The sequence below is a fragment of the Nocardioides sp. NPDC092400 genome (assembly GCF_040684155.1).
Taxonomy (GTDB): Bacteria; Actinomycetota; Actinomycetes; order Propionibacteriales; family Nocardioidaceae; genus Nocardioides.
Genome location: NZ_JBFBFJ010000007.1, coordinates 40,846 through 54,161 on the forward strand (window position 1 = coordinate 40,846; position 13,316 = coordinate 54,161).

17 protein-coding genes are annotated in these 13,316 nt (G+C 73.5%); 4 read left to right on the forward strand and 13 right to left on the reverse strand.

Translation table 11 applies throughout. The features are described from left to right. Positions 1-29: 29 nt before the first annotated feature. The 5 genes from AB0N29_RS17875 to AB0N29_RS17895 form a co-directional block, all read right to left on the reverse strand. Complete coding sequence (locus AB0N29_RS17875; protein WP_364868777.1) at positions 30-3,077, reverse strand: UPF0182 family protein; 3,048 nt, start codon at positions 3,075-3,077, stop codon at positions 30-32. Next, the gene (locus AB0N29_RS17880; RefSeq protein WP_364868779.1) at positions 3,074-3,784 is read right to left on the reverse strand and encodes a PPA1309 family protein; all 711 of its coding nucleotides are present in this window, start codon (positions 3,782-3,784) and stop codon (positions 3,074-3,076) included. Before AB0N29_RS17880 ends, AB0N29_RS17875 begins: the two co-directional genes overlap by 4 nt. Beyond that, positions 3,781-4,830 carry a PDZ domain-containing protein gene (locus tag AB0N29_RS17885; RefSeq protein ID WP_364868781.1) on the reverse strand — a complete coding sequence of 350 codons (1,050 nt, stop codon included), beginning with the start codon at positions 4,828-4,830 and terminating at the stop codon, positions 3,781-3,783. The genes AB0N29_RS17880 and AB0N29_RS17885 overlap by 4 nt, the downstream gene beginning before the upstream one ends. 92 nt (positions 4,831-4,922) lie before the next feature. Beyond that, positions 4,923-5,150, reverse strand: coding sequence for a hypothetical protein (locus AB0N29_RS17890; RefSeq protein WP_364868783.1), 228 nt, complete (start codon positions 5,148-5,150; stop codon positions 4,923-4,925). Positions 5,151-5,218: 68 nt separating this feature from the next. Then, a complete protein-coding gene (locus tag AB0N29_RS17895) occupies positions 5,219-5,647 on the reverse strand; it encodes a molybdenum cofactor biosynthesis protein MoaE (RefSeq protein ID WP_364868785.1) in 429 nt (142 codons plus the stop codon). Positions 5,648-5,689: 42 nt separating this feature from the next. On the opposite strand from AB0N29_RS17895, the gene AB0N29_RS17900 reads away from it, so the two are divergent. Continuing rightward, positions 5,690-7,060 carry a zinc-dependent metalloprotease gene (locus AB0N29_RS17900; protein WP_364868787.1) on the forward strand — a complete coding sequence of 457 codons (1,371 nt, stop codon included), beginning with the start codon at positions 5,690-5,692 and terminating at the stop codon, positions 7,058-7,060. Then, positions 7,057-7,671 carry an NUDIX hydrolase gene (locus AB0N29_RS17905; RefSeq protein WP_364868789.1) on the forward strand — a complete coding sequence of 205 codons (615 nt, stop codon included), beginning with the start codon at positions 7,057-7,059 and terminating at the stop codon, positions 7,669-7,671. Before AB0N29_RS17900 ends, AB0N29_RS17905 begins: the two co-directional genes overlap by 4 nt. Here the strand turns inward: AB0N29_RS17905 and AB0N29_RS17910 are convergent. The 3 genes from AB0N29_RS17910 to AB0N29_RS17920 all read right to left on the reverse strand — a co-directional run bounded on the left by AB0N29_RS17910 (position 7,608) and on the right by AB0N29_RS17920 (position 10,330). Then, a complete protein-coding gene (locus AB0N29_RS17910) occupies positions 7,608-8,138 on the reverse strand; it encodes a M48 family metallopeptidase (RefSeq protein WP_302267580.1) in 531 nt (176 codons plus the stop codon). The genes AB0N29_RS17905 and AB0N29_RS17910 overlap by 64 nt on opposite strands. 9 nt (positions 8,139-8,147) lie before the next feature. Next, complete coding sequence (locus AB0N29_RS17915) at positions 8,148-9,206, reverse strand: PHP domain-containing protein (RefSeq protein ID WP_364868792.1); 1,059 nt, start codon at positions 9,204-9,206, stop codon at positions 8,148-8,150. Between the two features lie 329 nt (positions 9,207-9,535). Then, positions 9,536-10,330: an enoyl-CoA hydratase-related protein gene (locus AB0N29_RS17920; RefSeq protein WP_364868794.1), complete on the reverse strand. Its 795-nt coding sequence runs from the start codon at positions 10,328-10,330 to the stop codon at positions 9,536-9,538. Positions 10,331-10,496: 166 nt separating this feature from the next. Between AB0N29_RS17920 and AB0N29_RS17925 the strand changes: the two genes are divergently transcribed. After that, entirely contained in the window at positions 10,497-10,655 is a 159-nt protein-coding gene (locus AB0N29_RS17925) for a DUF5679 domain-containing protein (protein WP_091115022.1), read from the forward strand. A 131-nt stretch (positions 10,656-10,786) separates the two neighbouring features. Continuing rightward, positions 10,787-11,623, forward strand: a complete 837-nt coding sequence (locus AB0N29_RS17930; protein WP_364868797.1) for a TOMM precursor leader peptide-binding protein — start codon at positions 10,787-10,789, stop codon at positions 11,621-11,623. 27 nt (positions 11,624-11,650) lie between these two features. Here AB0N29_RS17930 and AB0N29_RS17935 read toward each other — a convergent pair whose 3' ends face one another. From AB0N29_RS17935 to AB0N29_RS17955, 5 genes are all read right to left on the reverse strand, one after another. Next, on the reverse strand, positions 11,651-11,845 hold the full coding sequence (locus AB0N29_RS17935) for a hypothetical protein (RefSeq protein WP_364868799.1): 195 nt from the start codon (positions 11,843-11,845) through the stop codon (positions 11,651-11,653). Between the two features lie 269 nt (positions 11,846-12,114). Then, a complete protein-coding gene (locus AB0N29_RS17940; RefSeq protein ID WP_302267586.1) occupies positions 12,115-12,327 on the reverse strand; it encodes a hypothetical protein in 213 nt (70 codons plus the stop codon). Positions 12,328-12,359: 32 nt separating this feature from the next. Beyond that, positions 12,360-12,524, reverse strand: a complete 165-nt coding sequence (locus AB0N29_RS17945; protein ID WP_302267587.1) for a hypothetical protein — start codon at positions 12,522-12,524, stop codon at positions 12,360-12,362. A 74-nt stretch (positions 12,525-12,598) separates the two neighbouring features. Further along, positions 12,599-12,916, reverse strand: a complete 318-nt coding sequence (locus tag AB0N29_RS17950; RefSeq protein WP_302267588.1) for a WhiB family transcriptional regulator — start codon at positions 12,914-12,916, stop codon at positions 12,599-12,601. Between the two features lie 107 nt (positions 12,917-13,023). Then, positions 13,024-13,266, reverse strand: a complete 243-nt coding sequence (locus AB0N29_RS17955; RefSeq protein WP_364868802.1) for a hypothetical protein — start codon at positions 13,264-13,266, stop codon at positions 13,024-13,026. Positions 13,267-13,316: the final 50 nt, after the last annotated feature.

A 13,316-nucleotide genomic window follows, 5' to 3' on the forward strand; every position in this document is an offset into this window, starting at 1 on the left:
CACGGGGTGGAGACCCACCAAATCGGGGTCTACTCGGCGGGCTCCGGCGCCTCCGAGCCCGACCCCGAGGGCGCCTCCGAGGCGCCCCCGCCCGCGCCCGCGTCGCCGCCTCCGCCCGCGGTGGCACCGGACTGCCCGGAGAGCGCAAGCGCCCGGGCCACGGCGTCCTCGGCGATCTCGACCTGCTCCTGGTACGTCGCGAGGTCCTGGTCGGCCAGCGCGTCCTGGGCGGCCGCGAAGGCGTCCTCCGCGGTGGCCAGCAGCTGCGCGATCTGCTCCTGCCGGCTGCCGGTCGGGGCGCCGTCACCGTTGCCGTTCCCGTCGCCGTTTCCACCGTCGCCGCCGCCGGTGCCCCCGGTCGAGGGTCCGCCGGCCTCCGCGCCGAGCAGGTTGCCCAGGGACTCGGTCAGCGTGTTGCCGACGCCGACCTCCTCGCCGTACTTGGTCAGCACGTACTGGAGGATCGGGTAGCTGGCGTCGGAGAGCTCGCGCGTGGTGTACACCGGCTGGACGTAGAGCAGGCCGTCGTCGACCGGCAGCGTCAGCAGGTTGCCGTACACGGGCTTCGCGCCACCGGACTGCAGCGGGAGCAGCGCCTGCCGCACGCCCTCGTCGGAGGTGAAGGCGTTGGCGACCAGGCCGGGGCCGTCGGTCTGCTCGTTGGGCAGCTGGAGCACCCGGATCCGGCCGTAGTCGTCGCTGGTGGCGTCGGCGTTCACCGACACGAACGACGCGAGGTTGTTCTTTCCGAACGGCACGAAGGTCGAGGTGAGCGAGAACGTCTCCTCGGCGTCGCCCGGGTTGCGGACGAAGAGCCGGTACGGCGGCTGGAGCTTGGCAGCAGCGCCGGAGTACGGGTCCTCGGGGACCTGCCAGCGGTTGTTGCCCTGGTAGAAGTCCCGCGGGTCGGTGACGTGGTAGCGGGCGAACTGGTAGCGCTGGACCTTGAACAGGTCCTCGGGGTAGCGCAGGTGCTCCTCGAGCTCCTCGGGGATCTCGCTGCGGGGCTCGACGGTCCCGGGGAAGGCGTTGCTCCACGCTTCGAGGATCGGGTCCTCCTCGTCCCACGCGTAGAGGACGACGTCACCGGTGTAGGCGTCGACGGTCGCCTTCACCGCGTTGCGCATGTAGTTGATCTCGTCGGTCGGGATCGCCCGCAGCGCGCTCGGGGAGTCCAGCGAGTCGTCGGTCATCGTGTCCAGCGACTCGCGCTGCGCCTGCGGGTAGCGGTCGGTGGTCGTGTAGCCGTCGAGGATCCACTGGATCCGCCCGTCGATGATCGCCGGGTAGGCGTCGGCGTCGACCGTCAGCCACGGCGCGACCTTCTGGACGCGCTCGCGCGGCTCGCGGTTGTAGAGGATCTTGCTGTTCTCGTTGACCCGGCCGGAGAGCAGGAAGTTCGGCTCGCCGTACTTCACCGCGTACATCAGCTGGTTGAAGAACCCGCCGATGGCGACGTCGCCGTCGCCGTCGTAGGTCGTCGAGGTGGTGCCGGCCTCGTCCTCGCCGGTGGGCAGGTTCAGCTCCACGTCGGGGTCGTCGCTCTCGGCCTTGCCGACGATGGAGTACTCCGGGCTCTCCTCGCCGTAGTAGACCCGCGTCTCGAACCCGCCGGTCGCGGCGGTGAGCTCCCGCTCGGTGTCGCCCTCGGCCCACTCGATGCCGGCGTCCTCGGCCTCGGTGCCCTCGGCCTCCTCCTGCGCGGAGTTGTCCTGCGGGCGGGCGTTCGCGTACGCCGCGATGATGCCGTTGCCGTGGGTGTAGACCGTGTGCAGGTTGCCCCAGTTGCGGTCGCCCTCGTTGATGCCGGACTGGTCGAGCTCGCGCACGGCGAGCACGAGGGCGCGCTCCTCCTCGTCGATCGGGTAGCGGTCGACGTCGAGGACGTCGGCGACCGAGTAGTACGCGCGGACCTGCTGCTCCTGCTCGAAGGCGGCGCGCACGAGCTGCGGGTCGACGAGCGGGACCGACGAGGTCTGGTCGTCGAGCGCGGCCAGGCTCGTGGAGAGGTCGGCGCTGGCGGTGTAGTCCTCCATCTCGACGTCGGCCACGTCGTACGCCGAGCGGGTGGCGTCGATGTTGGCCTTGAGGTAGCTCTCCTCCTTGTCGGCCTGGGAGGGGTTGACCTGGAACTGCTGGACGATGCCGGGCCAGATCAGGCCGAGCAGGACCGCCGACAGCGCGAGCAGCGCGAGGCCCATCGACGGCAGCAGCCAGGTGCGGCGCCACACGTTGAGGAAGAACAGCACCGCGCAGATGACCGCGATGCCCATGAGGATGTTCTTGGCCGGCAGCACGGCGTGGTCGTCGGTGTAGCTCATGCCGGTGAACAGCTCACCGCTCTGGGTGACCAGGTCGAACCGGTCGAGGTAGTAGTCGACGCCCTTGGCGAGCACGAAGACGCCCAGCAGCACCGAGAGCTGGACCTGCGCCGCGCCCGAGAGCCGGTCCTGGGGGACCTGCAGCCGGATGCCGCCGTACAGGTAGTGCACGACCGCCGCGGCGAGCAGCGCGACGACGACCATCGCCATCGTGAAGTCGACGAGGAAGTGCAGCCAGGGCAGGTCGAAGACGTAGAAGCCGATGTCGCGGCCGAAGTACTCGTCCTCGTCACCGAACGAGGTGCCGTTGCGCCACAGCAGGTAGTTGCGCCACTCCCCCGAGCCGGAGGTGCCCGCGAAGACGCCCATGACCAGCGCGATGCCGGCGAGCAGCCAGGTGCGGACGGGGGTGACCGCCTCGCGGTAGCGGTCCAGGCCGCTCTGCTCGGGCGACGGCATGCGGAAGACCGGCCGGTGGCGGTAGGCCAGCCACATGTTCAGCCCGACGACGATCGCCATGATGGCGCCGAAGACGAGGAAGAGCCCGGCACGCGTCCAGAACAGGGTGGTGAAGACCGACCCGAAGCCCGCGCCGCGGAACCAGAGCCGGTCGGTGTAGAACGACGCGAACGTCGTGAGCCCGAAGAAGGCCAGCACGACGATGACGGCGGTGATGATCAGCGCCCGCGACCGGCGCGGCACCTCCCGTCCGGGGGGCGGGGTGTCCCGCGGATCGTCGTCGAACAGCTCGCTCACGCGTCGTCTCCTGTGTGGTCCATCGGGTTCTCCTGGTCGCTCGGGCCGGGGGTCCCGGCCATCGCGTCGTCGTCCTCCAGCGTCGCGCGCAGCAGCGCGACCAGCCCCGGCACGAGGTCGGCACCGCCGACGACCGAGAGGTCGTCGTCGTGCGCCCTCATCCGCAGCGCGCAGTACGTCGACCCGTCGCGGGTGGCGCCCGCGACGATGCGGACCTCCTGGCGGTCCGGGTGCTCGCGGGCGAAGGCCTCGGCCTCGGCCGGGTCCTCCGGCACCTCGCCGTCGACGCCGGGCGGCAGCACGAGCCGCTCGACGACCGCCGCGCACCCGGCCACGCCGTGCGGCCACAGGATCGTCTCCAGCACCTGCTCCAGCGGTACGTCGGGCGGCAGCTGGTCCTGCTCGACGGCGGTCAGCGAGCCTCGCTCGGAGGACGCGTCCAGGCCCATCTGCGCGGCGAGCGCGGGCTCCTGGCGCACGAGCGTCCCGGTGTCGACCAGCGCGTAGAGGCGCGAGGGCTGGTCCCAGCCGTCGCCGGCCAGGTGCTGCTCGATCTCGAGGACGGCCGCCGCGAGCGCCGGGTCGGTGTCAAGGTCGTCGAGCAGCCCGTCGCCCTCGGCGTCGGTCGCCGGCGCGGGCAGGTCGTCGGCGGGCAGGCCTGCGGTGGTCCGGCCCTCGGTGGGCTCGTCGGGGGTGGGGTCGGTCACTTCACGTCCTCGCAGCTCGGGAGCTTCGCATCCGGGTCCTCGACCCAGTCCTGGATCGCCTCGACGGCGTCGTGCATGGTGTCAGCGCGGACGAGGCGCATGTCCTCGTTGGGGGCGCCGAGGGCGTCCGCGCAGTTGTCGGGCGGCACGAGGAACAGCCGGGCGCCGGCGTCACGGGCGCCGACCACCTTCTGCTGGATGCCGCCGATGGGTCCCACGTTCCCCTCGGGGTCGATCGTGCCGGTGCCGGCGACGACCTCGCCGCCGGTCAGCGAGCCCTCGGTCAGGGTGTCGTAGATCGCCAGGCTGAACATCAGCCCGGCGCTGGGGCCGCCGATGTTCGGGTCGATGTTGACCGAGACGTCGAAGGGGAAGGTGAAGCCGGTTCCGAGCCGGACGCCGACCTGCGGGGAGCCGTCGACCTCCTCCGGCACGACCTGCACGGTGCGCTCCTCCCCCTTGCGCAGCACGCGGAAGGTCACCGGCTCGCCGGGCTCGGTCGCCTGCACGACGTCCACGAGGTCCTGCGGCTCCTCGATCGGGGTGCCGTTCGCGGAGAGGAACACGTCCCGCGCCTGCAGCCGGCCGTCGGCGGGGGTGTCCTCGGTGACGTAGAGGACCTCGACCGCCGGCTCCACGTCGTACCCCAGCTCGGTCAGCGCGATGGCGGTGGCGGCGTCCTGGGAGGTGACCATGTCGACCGCGCCCTCGGTCTCGTTCTCCTCGTCGGTCGTCCCCTCCTCGTAGACCGCGTCGTAGGGGTAGACCGCGTCCTCGTCGCTGAGCCAGTCCTTCATGACCTCGAGCAGCGACACGTCGGCGTTGGGCCGGGAGACGAAGACCGTGGTCATCCGCAGCTGCCCGTCGTCGCGGTAGGTCTGCTCCCCGTCGACCTCGACGATCTCGCCGCCGTCGCTCTCACCGAGGACGTCGACGGTCAGTCCGGGCTCGTAGGTGACGTACGGCAGCGGTTGGGTACCGGCGGCGACGAGGAGCGCCACCACCAGCGGCACCGCCAGGAGGGCGGCGATCGTGCGCTGCGTCATGCCGCCACCTTCTCAAACGCCTGCAACCGCCGCCGCGCTGCCCGGCGGCAGCGGTGGGCGCAGAGCAGGCGGCGGCGTGGGCGGTCGCGAGGTCAGGAGGCGCGGCGCGAGGGCCGCACGGCGACGCCGGTGCTGCGGTCGGGCTCACGCGGCGGGGCGGCGTACGTCGCGCGGTGGCCGCGCTCCATGGCCGCACCCATCCGGCGCACGGCGACCTCCCGGTCGACCTCGCCGCGCCCCTCGCGGCCGAGCCACGACGCCCACGCCATCGCCACGGCCGCGACGACGGCGGGCGGCACGAGCCAGAGCAGGATCTCCACGTCGCCCACGGTAGGCAGCCGGGCGCCCCGCGTCGGGGAGCCACGCCCACGGCGTGCCCGAGAGGGGCTCAGGGAGCGCCGACCCACTCCTCGGTGCCGTCGCCGAAGCGCTGGTGCTTCCAGATCGGCACCTCGGCCTTGAGGGTGTCGATGAGCGCGCGGGAGGCCTCGAAGGCGGTGCCGCGGTGGGAGGAGGCGGTCGCGACGACGACCGCGGCGTCGCCGATGGCGAGCGTCCCCACCCGGTGGACCGCGGCGACGCCGTGCACGTCGTGGTCGGCGGCCACCTGCTCGCAGACGGCGGTGAGCCGGTCGAGCGCGGTCGGGTGGGCGGAGTAGTCCAGCCCGGTCACGCCCTTGCCGCCGTCGTGGTCGCGCACGCGTCCGACGAAGAGGACCAGCCCCCCGGCGGCGTCGTCGTCGAGGGAGCGGAGGACCTCCTCGACGTCGAGGGGCGTCTCGCGCAGGCCGACGAGGCGGACGGCCGGATGGGTCATGGGGCCGACCCTAGCCCTGGACCCGCCGCGTACCGTTGACCCATGACCAACAACCCGTCGGACGGTCCCGACGACGGCCGGGACGACGGCCCGGACCGCGGCCAGAACCCCTTCCAGGGCACGCCCTTCGAGGCGTTCTTCTCCGGTGGCGCCGGCGGCTTCCCGGGTGGCCTGCCGGGTGGCTTCCCCGGCGGCCTGCCGGGCGGGATGCCCGACCTGAACCAGCTGTTCGGCCAGATCCAGGCGATGATGCAGCCCTACGACGGCCCGCTGAACTGGGACCTCGCGCTCGACACCGCCCGCAAGGCCGTCGCGCAGCCCGACCCCTCGCCGACGCAGCGGCAGAAGGACGCCGTCGCCGACACACTCCGGCTCGCCGACCACTGGCTCGACGAGACCACCACCTTCCCCTCCGGCGTCACCTCGACCGCGGCCTGGAGCCGCGCCGAGTGGGTCGTCGGCACCGCCGAGGTCTGGAAGGTGCTCGTCGAGCCCGTCGCGCTCCAGTCCACCCAGGGCATCGCCGACGCGCTTCCGCCCGAGGCCAAGGCCCAGGCGGGGCCGATCCTCGGCATCCTCGGCAAGGCCGTGGGCGCGATGCTTGCCAGCCAGGTCGGCTCCGGGCTCGGCGCCCTCGCCGGGGAGGTGCTGAGCGGCTCCGACGTCGGGGTGCCGCTCACCCGACCGGGACAGGCTGCTCTGCTGCCGGCCAACGTGGCGGCGTTCGCCGAGGGCCTCGACGTCACCGAGGACGACGTCCTGCTCTACCTCGCGCTGCGCGAGGCCGCCCATCAGCGGCTCTTCGCCCACGTGCCGTGGCTGCGCGAGCACGTCATCGCGGCGGTCACCGACTACGCCAAGGGCGTCGAGATCAACGCCGAGGCCATCCAGTCGCGCATCGAGGAGCAGATGCGCGGGATGGACCCGACGAACCCCGAGTCGATGCAGCAGCTGCTCGAGGGCGGGCTGTTCGACCTGCCGCGGTCCCCGCGCCAGGAGGCCGCGCTGCAGCGACTCGAGACCGTGCTCGCGCTCGTGGAGGGCTGGGTCGACGAGGTCGTCGGGCAGGCCACCACCGAGCGGATGCCGGCCGCGGCCAAGATGCAGGAGGCGGTACGCCGCCGCCGGGCCGCCGGCGGTCCGGCCGAGCAGACCTTCGCCACCCTGGTCGGGCTGGAGCTCCGGCCGCGCCGCCTGCGCGACGCCTCCACCCTGTGGGGGTCGCTGCGCAGCCGCCAGGGCATCGAGGGCCGCGACGGGGTTTGGATGCACCCCGACCTGCTGCCCTCGGCCGCCGACCTCGACGACCCGCTGGGCTTCCGCGAGGACGCCGCGGCCCCGGAGTCGCTGAGCGAGGAGGACTTCGACGCCGAGCTCCGCAAGCTGCTCGATCCCGGGTCCTCCGCGGAGTGAGCCTGCACGCCGACGCGCTCGCGCTGCTCGACGGCTGGTCGGCACCGGGGGCGGAGCAGGAGGCGCTGCGCGAGCGGTACGTCGCGCACCTGCGCGCCCGCCCCGACGGGCTGGAGCGCTCGTGCCGGCCCGACCACGTCACGGCCAGCACGCTCGTCCTCGACGGGGCCGGCGAGCGGGTGCTGCTGACCCTCCACGCGAAGGCACGTCAGTGGTTCCAGCTCGGCGGGCACTGCGAAGCAGGTGACACCACGTTGGCCGGCGCCGCGCTGCGCGAGGCCACCGAGGAGTCGGGCATCGCGGGGCTCGTCGTCGACCCGCAGCCGGTGCACCTCTCCGAGCACGCCGTGCCGTTCTGCGGCGGGCCGCTGCCGGACGGCCGGCCGGTCCACCACCTCGACGTGCGGTTCCTGGCCCTCGCGCCCGCGGGCGCGGCGCACGCCGTGAGCGAGGAGTCGGTCGACGTGGCCTGGTGGCCGGTCGACGCGCTGCCGAACCCCGAGCTGGCCGAGCTGGTCGCCCGGGGCCTCGCCCGCGTCCGCCGGGGTCAGTCGACGACCTCGCCCGGCGGTGGGTCGAGCCGGGCGGCGGCCGACCAGCCGAGCAGGTAGCCCTTCGCCCGCTCGGACTGGGGGTAGCGGTCGACCCAGGCCCAGAACCGGGCGTCGTGGCCCGGCTCGATCAGGTGGGCCAGCTCGTGGACGACCACGTAGTCCAGCACCCACGACGGCATCCCCTGCAGCCGCGTCGAGACCCGGATGGTCCGGTCCAGCGGCGTGCACGACCCCCAGCGCGAGGTCTGGTTGTCGACCCAGCGGACCGACTCCGGAGCGGCGATCCCCCCGAGGTAGCGGTCGCTGAGCTGGCGCGCCCGGGCCAGCAGGTCCTCGTCGGTGGGCCGGCGGCGCTGCTCGGAGCGCTCCAGCCGGGCGACCATCTTCTCGACCCAGTCCGCCTCCTCGGTGCGGCTGAGGGTGGCGGGCACGAGGACGACGATCCGCTCGCCGTCACGGTACGCCGAGACGGTGCGGCGCCGCCGCTTGGAGCGACGCACCTCCACGTCCGGCCGGGCACCCATGGCGGGAACCTACTTCGTCGCCCACCCCAGCAGGCGCTCCTTGGGCCACGTGTTGACGATCCGCTCCGGCTCGATCCCGGCGGCGGCGGCCCGCTCCGCGCCGTACCAGAGGAAGTCGAGCTGGCCCGGGGCGTGGGCGTCGCTGTCGATGGAGAAGACGCAGCCGACGTCGCGGGCCAGCTCCAGCAGCTCGGTCGGCGGGTCGCGCCGCTCCGGGCGGGAGTTGATCTCGACCGCCACGTCGTGCTCCGCGCAGGACTCGAAGACCGCCCGGGCGTCGAACTCCGAGGGCGGTCGCGTGCCCCGGCCGCCCGTGACCAGCCGACCGGTGCAGTGCCCCAGCACGTTGACGTGGCGGTTGCGCGTCGCCGCGACCATCCGCCGGGTCATGGCGTCGCGGTCCATCCGCAGCTTGGAGTGGACGCTCGCGACCCGGACGTCGAGCCGGTCGAGCATCTCCTCGGTCTGGTCCAGTCCCCCGTCGTCGAGGATGTCGACCTCGATGCCCTTGAGCAGCGTGAAGGACCCGCCGAGGTGCTCGTTGACGGCCTCGACCACGCCGAGCTGCCGGGTCAGCCGCTCCGCGCTGAGCCCGCGTGCCACCTTCAGCCGCGGCGAGTGGTCGGTCAGCACGAGGTACTCGTGGCCGAGCTCCATCGCGGTCACCGCCATCTCCTCGATCGGCGAGCCGCCGTCGGACCAGTCGGAGTGGGAGTGGCAGTCCCCGCGGAGCGCGGCGTGCAGGTCGTGACCCTCGTCGGTCAGCGGACCGGCGTGCTCGGCCTCGAGCTCGGCCAGCCGGCGCGGGGTCGTGCCGGCCACGGCCTCCGCGATCACCCGCCCCGAGGACTTGCCGACCCCCGGCACGTCGGTCAGCGTGCCGTCCTCGACCATCCGGGCCACCTCGGCGTCCGGCAACGGCAGGATCGCGGCGGCGGCCCCGCGGTAGGCCTTGACCTTGTAGGTGTCCTCCCGCGCCCGCTCCAGCAGGAACGCGATCCGCCGCAGCGCGGCGACCGGCCCCGCGGCGTACGCGCTCCCGATCCCGCCACCCGCTCCGTCGCCCACAGCCCACCTCTCGGAAGTCATTTCCGTCCACAGCCGGTGGACGGACATCGGTGCTGGTCAGACCGGTGCCCACTGCCGGGCCCGGGCGTGTCCTCCACAGGGCTGTCCCGGTGCGCACCGCGTGTCCTCCACGGGTACGACGCCTGCTCCACAGGTCTGTCCACAAGCTTGTCCACAGGCTGGGGGTCGCCGCCGTTGACCGCGTCCCCGCCCGAACCTAGCGTGGAGGCAGACGAGGCCCCCGGGTCCGGCGCACGACATCCGCAAGGGGAAGGCGGGTGTCACGCGGCGGCCGGGGGCCTCGCCACGTCACCCGCCGTCACTCGCCGTCACTCGCCGGTGAAGACCGGCGACCGCTTCTCACGGCTGGCGCGGATCCCCTCCTGCAGGTCGGCCGTCGCCAGCGTGATCGGCTGGGCCATGGCCTCCCACTGGATGCAGGCCTCGAAGTCGCGGTGCCCGCCGTCGAGGAGCGCCAGCTTGGTCAGCCTGCTGGCGATGGGGGCGGTGGCGGCGATGCCGTGCGCGGTCCCGAGCACCTCTTCGAGGAAGCCCTCGGGCTCGATGACGCGGGAGACCATGCCCATGCCCAGCGCCTCCTCGGCGCCGACGACGCGGCCGGTGAGCAGCAGGTCGCGGGCGTGCGCCTCGCCGACCACGTTGGGCAGCAGGTAGGTGCCGGCCATGCCGGCGTGCATCCCGAGCTTCACGAACGGCGCCCCGAGCTTCGCGCCACGCGCGGCGTACCGGATGTCGCAGGCCAGGGCCAGGCACAGCCCGGCCCCGATCGCGGCGCCGTTGACCGCGGCGATCGTGGGGACCTCGAGCCTCCGGATGGACAGCCAGGCCCGGTAGAACGCCATCATCCGCGTGCGCAGGTAGTCCACCGACGCGTCCGGCTCGCTGGCGATCCAGCCGGTGTTGCCGCCCGAGCAGAACGCCGTCCCCTCGCCGGTCACCACGACCGCGCGGACCGACCGGTCGGCCGCGAGCTCGTCGATCGCGGCCACCCAGGAGGCGGTCATCTCGTCGGACATGGCGTTGCGCATGTCGGGGTTGTCCAGGGTCAGGACGGCCACGCCGTCGTCGGTGCGGTCCAGGCGCAGGTGGGTGAGGTCAGCCATGGGCGGCAGGCTACCGACGGCCGGCGCGGGCGCCGCGGAGCGCCTGCGGGCCGGGAACGGCCGCCTGTCGTAGGGTCGAGCCGCCCGGCGGCGACCGCCACCGGGCTCCGGCGGGCCCCCTGCATCCCGTCGCGACGTCCGGAGCGAAGATCAGAAGGAGGCCGTCATGGCGGAGACCTGGAGCGGCGAGTTCTACTGCGTCAAGTGCAAGGAGAAGCGCGAGGCGGAGGGCGAGGTCAAGGTCAACGACAAGGGCACCCGCATGGCCAAGGCCGTGTGCCCCGTCTGCAGCACGAACCTCAACCGCATCCTCGGCAAGGCCTGAGCCGGCCCGACCGACTGCCCACGACTGCCCGGCGGCGTCCCCTCGACGGGGACGCCGCCGGAGTCGTCTCCCGCCCGCGGCCTGTGGATGAGCGGCTGCACGCCGGCGGCCCCCGTGTGACGCTGCTGGACATGAGCCGCACGCTGCGTCCCGGAGTGCTGGTGGTGCGCCGCGACGACGGGCACCTGCAGGTCGGGGTCGACCCGCCCCGCCGGGTGGTGCTGCGCGAGGCCCCGGACGTACGTCGCGTGCTCGCCTCGCTCGTGCGCGGCGAGCCACCAGCCCCCGGCGGGGCCACCGCCCGCGTGGTCGCGGCGCTGACCGCCGCCGACCTGCTGGTCGACCTGCCCGCGCCGCGGCCGCGGGGCTCCTCCCCCGCGACCGGGGCCGCCTGGGCGCGGCACGGCGACGACGCCGCCCGCCGCCTCGCGGCCCGAGCCGCCGCGACCGTGTCGCTCGACGCCCCGCGGGACGTCGCCGACCACCTCGCCCCGCTCCTCGCCGGGTCCGGCCTGCGGGTCACCGGCGCCGGGCAGGGCGACGTCCACCTCGCCGTCAGCCACGGCACGCTCGGCCGCGACCGGTTGGACCCCTGCCTGCGCGCGGGTGTCCCGCACCTCCCGGTCGCCGGCCACGAGGGGGCGTACGTCGTGGGGCCGTTCGTGCTGCCCGGGGTGACCGGGTGCCTGCGGTGCGACGACGCCCGCCGCGCCGAGGCCGACCCCCGCCGAGCGGTGGTGCTCGAGCAGCTCGCCCGAGCGGCCCCGCCGGCCGGGGACCCGGTGCTGCTGGCGCTGGCGCTCGCCTGGGCGGTCCGCGACCTGCTGGCGTGGCTCGAGGGCGACCGGCCGTCGACCTGGGGCGCGGCGTACTCGCTCGGCGCGGGGGACCCCGTGCGCACGCCCGTCCCCCGGCACCCGCACTGCGGGTGCTCCTGGGCGGACCTCGTGCCCGCGTGCGCCGGCTAGTCCGGTCGGGACCTCAGCGGTCGGCAGTCACCAGAACTCGCTGTCGAGCTTGCCCTCCATCGCGCGCAGGTGCTCGCGCGAGCAGCCGTCGCAGAACGTCACCGACCGGCCGCGCTCCACCGCGGTCGTCCAGGCGAGAGTCCGGGCGGGGTCGGACTCCTGCCGACCGCACCAGGCGCAGGTCCGCGCCTGCTGCTCCTCGGACCGGTCACGCTGCTCCATCCGGCGAGGGTAGCCGGGCCGGCGGGAGGAGCGGGCGGCCGGAAGATTCAGCGGCCAGCCGATGGACCTGTCGGTTGGCCGCTGAAGCTTCATCGGCCAACCAGGAGCTCCAGCGGCCAGCCGATGAAGCTCCCGGTGGGCCGCTGGAACGCACGCCACCTCGGGGATCGGCCCGCCGGCGCGAGCGGGACGTGAAGGAGCCCGACACCACTGCTGTGGTGCCGGGCTCCTCCTGCATCACCCGCGATCAGGGTGAGCTCGGGTCCGCCTCAGAGTGCACGGGCCAGGGCGAGACGCGCCTGCTGCGCGGCCCGCTCGGCCTTGCGGCTCAGGCGGAGGGCACGGGCCAGCTCGTGGCCGCGGCGGGACTGTTGCGCCTCTCCCAGGCGCGCGGCCATTTGTGCGCGGGCCAGTTCTTCGTGCATCAGATTCATGTCGGTGCTTCCGTTCGGGGTGTGGGTGGTGGGGCTCGAGGTCTTCATGGGTCGGTGTCCGGTCCTTCGTGTGGGCGGCGTCAGAGCGCTCGGGCGAGGGCGGTCCGGGCCTGCTGCGCGGCCGTCTCGGCCTTGCGGTGCATCCGGATGGAGCGGGCCAGCTGGTGGGACCGGCGGGCCTGCTTCGCCTCGGCCAGGCGCGCGCTCGTGTGCGCGCGGGCGAGATCGACGGTGAGGGTGTTCATCGCGACGTCCTTGTCGTGAGTGATGGAGATGGTCGGTCGTGCTGGTGCTGCTGTGCTGGTCGGGCGCGCGCCGGTCAGGCGGCGTCGTTCTTGCGGGGACGGCCACGGGGCCGCTTGCGGGGGATCACCACTCCCTGGAGGAAGAGCTGTCCGCCCCAGACACCCCAGGGCTCCCGGCGGTCGAGGGCCCCGTCCAGGCACAGGGCCTGGACCGGGCACTCCTGGCAGAGGGCCTTGGCGTGCTCCACGTCGGACGGGGACTCGGCGAACCACAGCTCGGGGTTGTTCGCCCGGCAGGGCAGCAGCTCGTCGTCGACCTGGGCCGCCTGGTCGTGCAGGGAGCCGAGGGTGGACTCCGGTGCCGGACTGCGGTCGAGAACGCTGATGGTCATGTTTCACCTCCTCGGTTTCCTTGATCGCGGGTGTGCGGGAAATCAGAAAGGCCGCGGATCCCGGGTGTCGGGTTCCGCGGCCTGGAGGCTGCCGGTGCTGAGTGGTCTCAGCAGATCGGTGGTCTCCAGGCGGTGGTACCCGGGAAGTAGGCCGTGGTGCGGGTCGTGCGCTTGTCGGCGGCGGCGGCGCGGATCGCGGTGTCGGCCTGCCGATCACGCACGACGACCTCGGTGGCGCCGAGGACGACACCGGTGGCGCGGAACGAGGCGCGGGCGGAGGCGTGGCCGCACATGGGCAGGGCGAAGCCGGACGGGATCTGAGCCGTCGAGATCGTCAGGTTCGTGAACATGCGGGACACCTCCTCGGTGCGTGCGGGCGCCGGTCGTGTCAGGACCGTGG

Coding starts and splice junctions, on each gene's coding strand:
- AB0N29_RS17885 (WP_364868781.1), bottom strand. CDS start 4,830: ATGACGCAGCGCACGATCGCCGCCCTCCTGGCGGTGCCGCTGGTGGTG.
- AB0N29_RS17895 (WP_364868785.1), bottom strand. CDS start 5,647: ATGACCCATCCGGCCGTCCGCCTCGTCGGCCTGCGCGAGACGCCCCTC.
- AB0N29_RS17900 (WP_364868787.1), top strand. CDS start 5,690: ATGACCAACAACCCGTCGGACGGTCCCGACGACGGCCGGGACGACGGC.
- AB0N29_RS17910 (WP_302267580.1), bottom strand. CDS start 8,138: ATGGGTGCCCGGCCGGACGTGGAGGTGCGTCGCTCCAAGCGGCGGCGC.
- AB0N29_RS17920 (WP_364868794.1), bottom strand. CDS start 10,330: ATGGCTGACCTCACCCACCTGCGCCTGGACCGCACCGACGACGGCGTG.
- AB0N29_RS17925 (WP_091115022.1), top strand. CDS start 10,497: ATGGCGGAGACCTGGAGCGGCGAGTTCTACTGCGTCAAGTGCAAGGAG.
- AB0N29_RS17930 (WP_364868797.1), top strand. CDS start 10,787: ATGAGCCGCACGCTGCGTCCCGGAGTGCTGGTGGTGCGCCGCGACGAC.
- AB0N29_RS17935 (WP_364868799.1), bottom strand. CDS start 11,845: ATGGAGCAGCGTGACCGGTCCGAGGAGCAGCAGGCGCGGACCTGCGCC.
- AB0N29_RS17940 (WP_302267586.1), bottom strand. CDS start 12,327: ATGAAGACCTCGAGCCCCACCACCCACACCCCGAACGGAAGCACCGAC.
- AB0N29_RS17945 (WP_302267587.1), bottom strand. CDS start 12,524: ATGAACACCCTCACCGTCGATCTCGCCCGCGCGCACACGAGCGCGCGC.
- AB0N29_RS17950 (WP_302267588.1), bottom strand. CDS start 12,916: ATGACCATCAGCGTTCTCGACCGCAGTCCGGCACCGGAGTCCACCCTC.
- AB0N29_RS17955 (WP_364868802.1), bottom strand. CDS start 13,266: ATGTTCACGAACCTGACGATCTCGACGGCTCAGATCCCGTCCGGCTTC.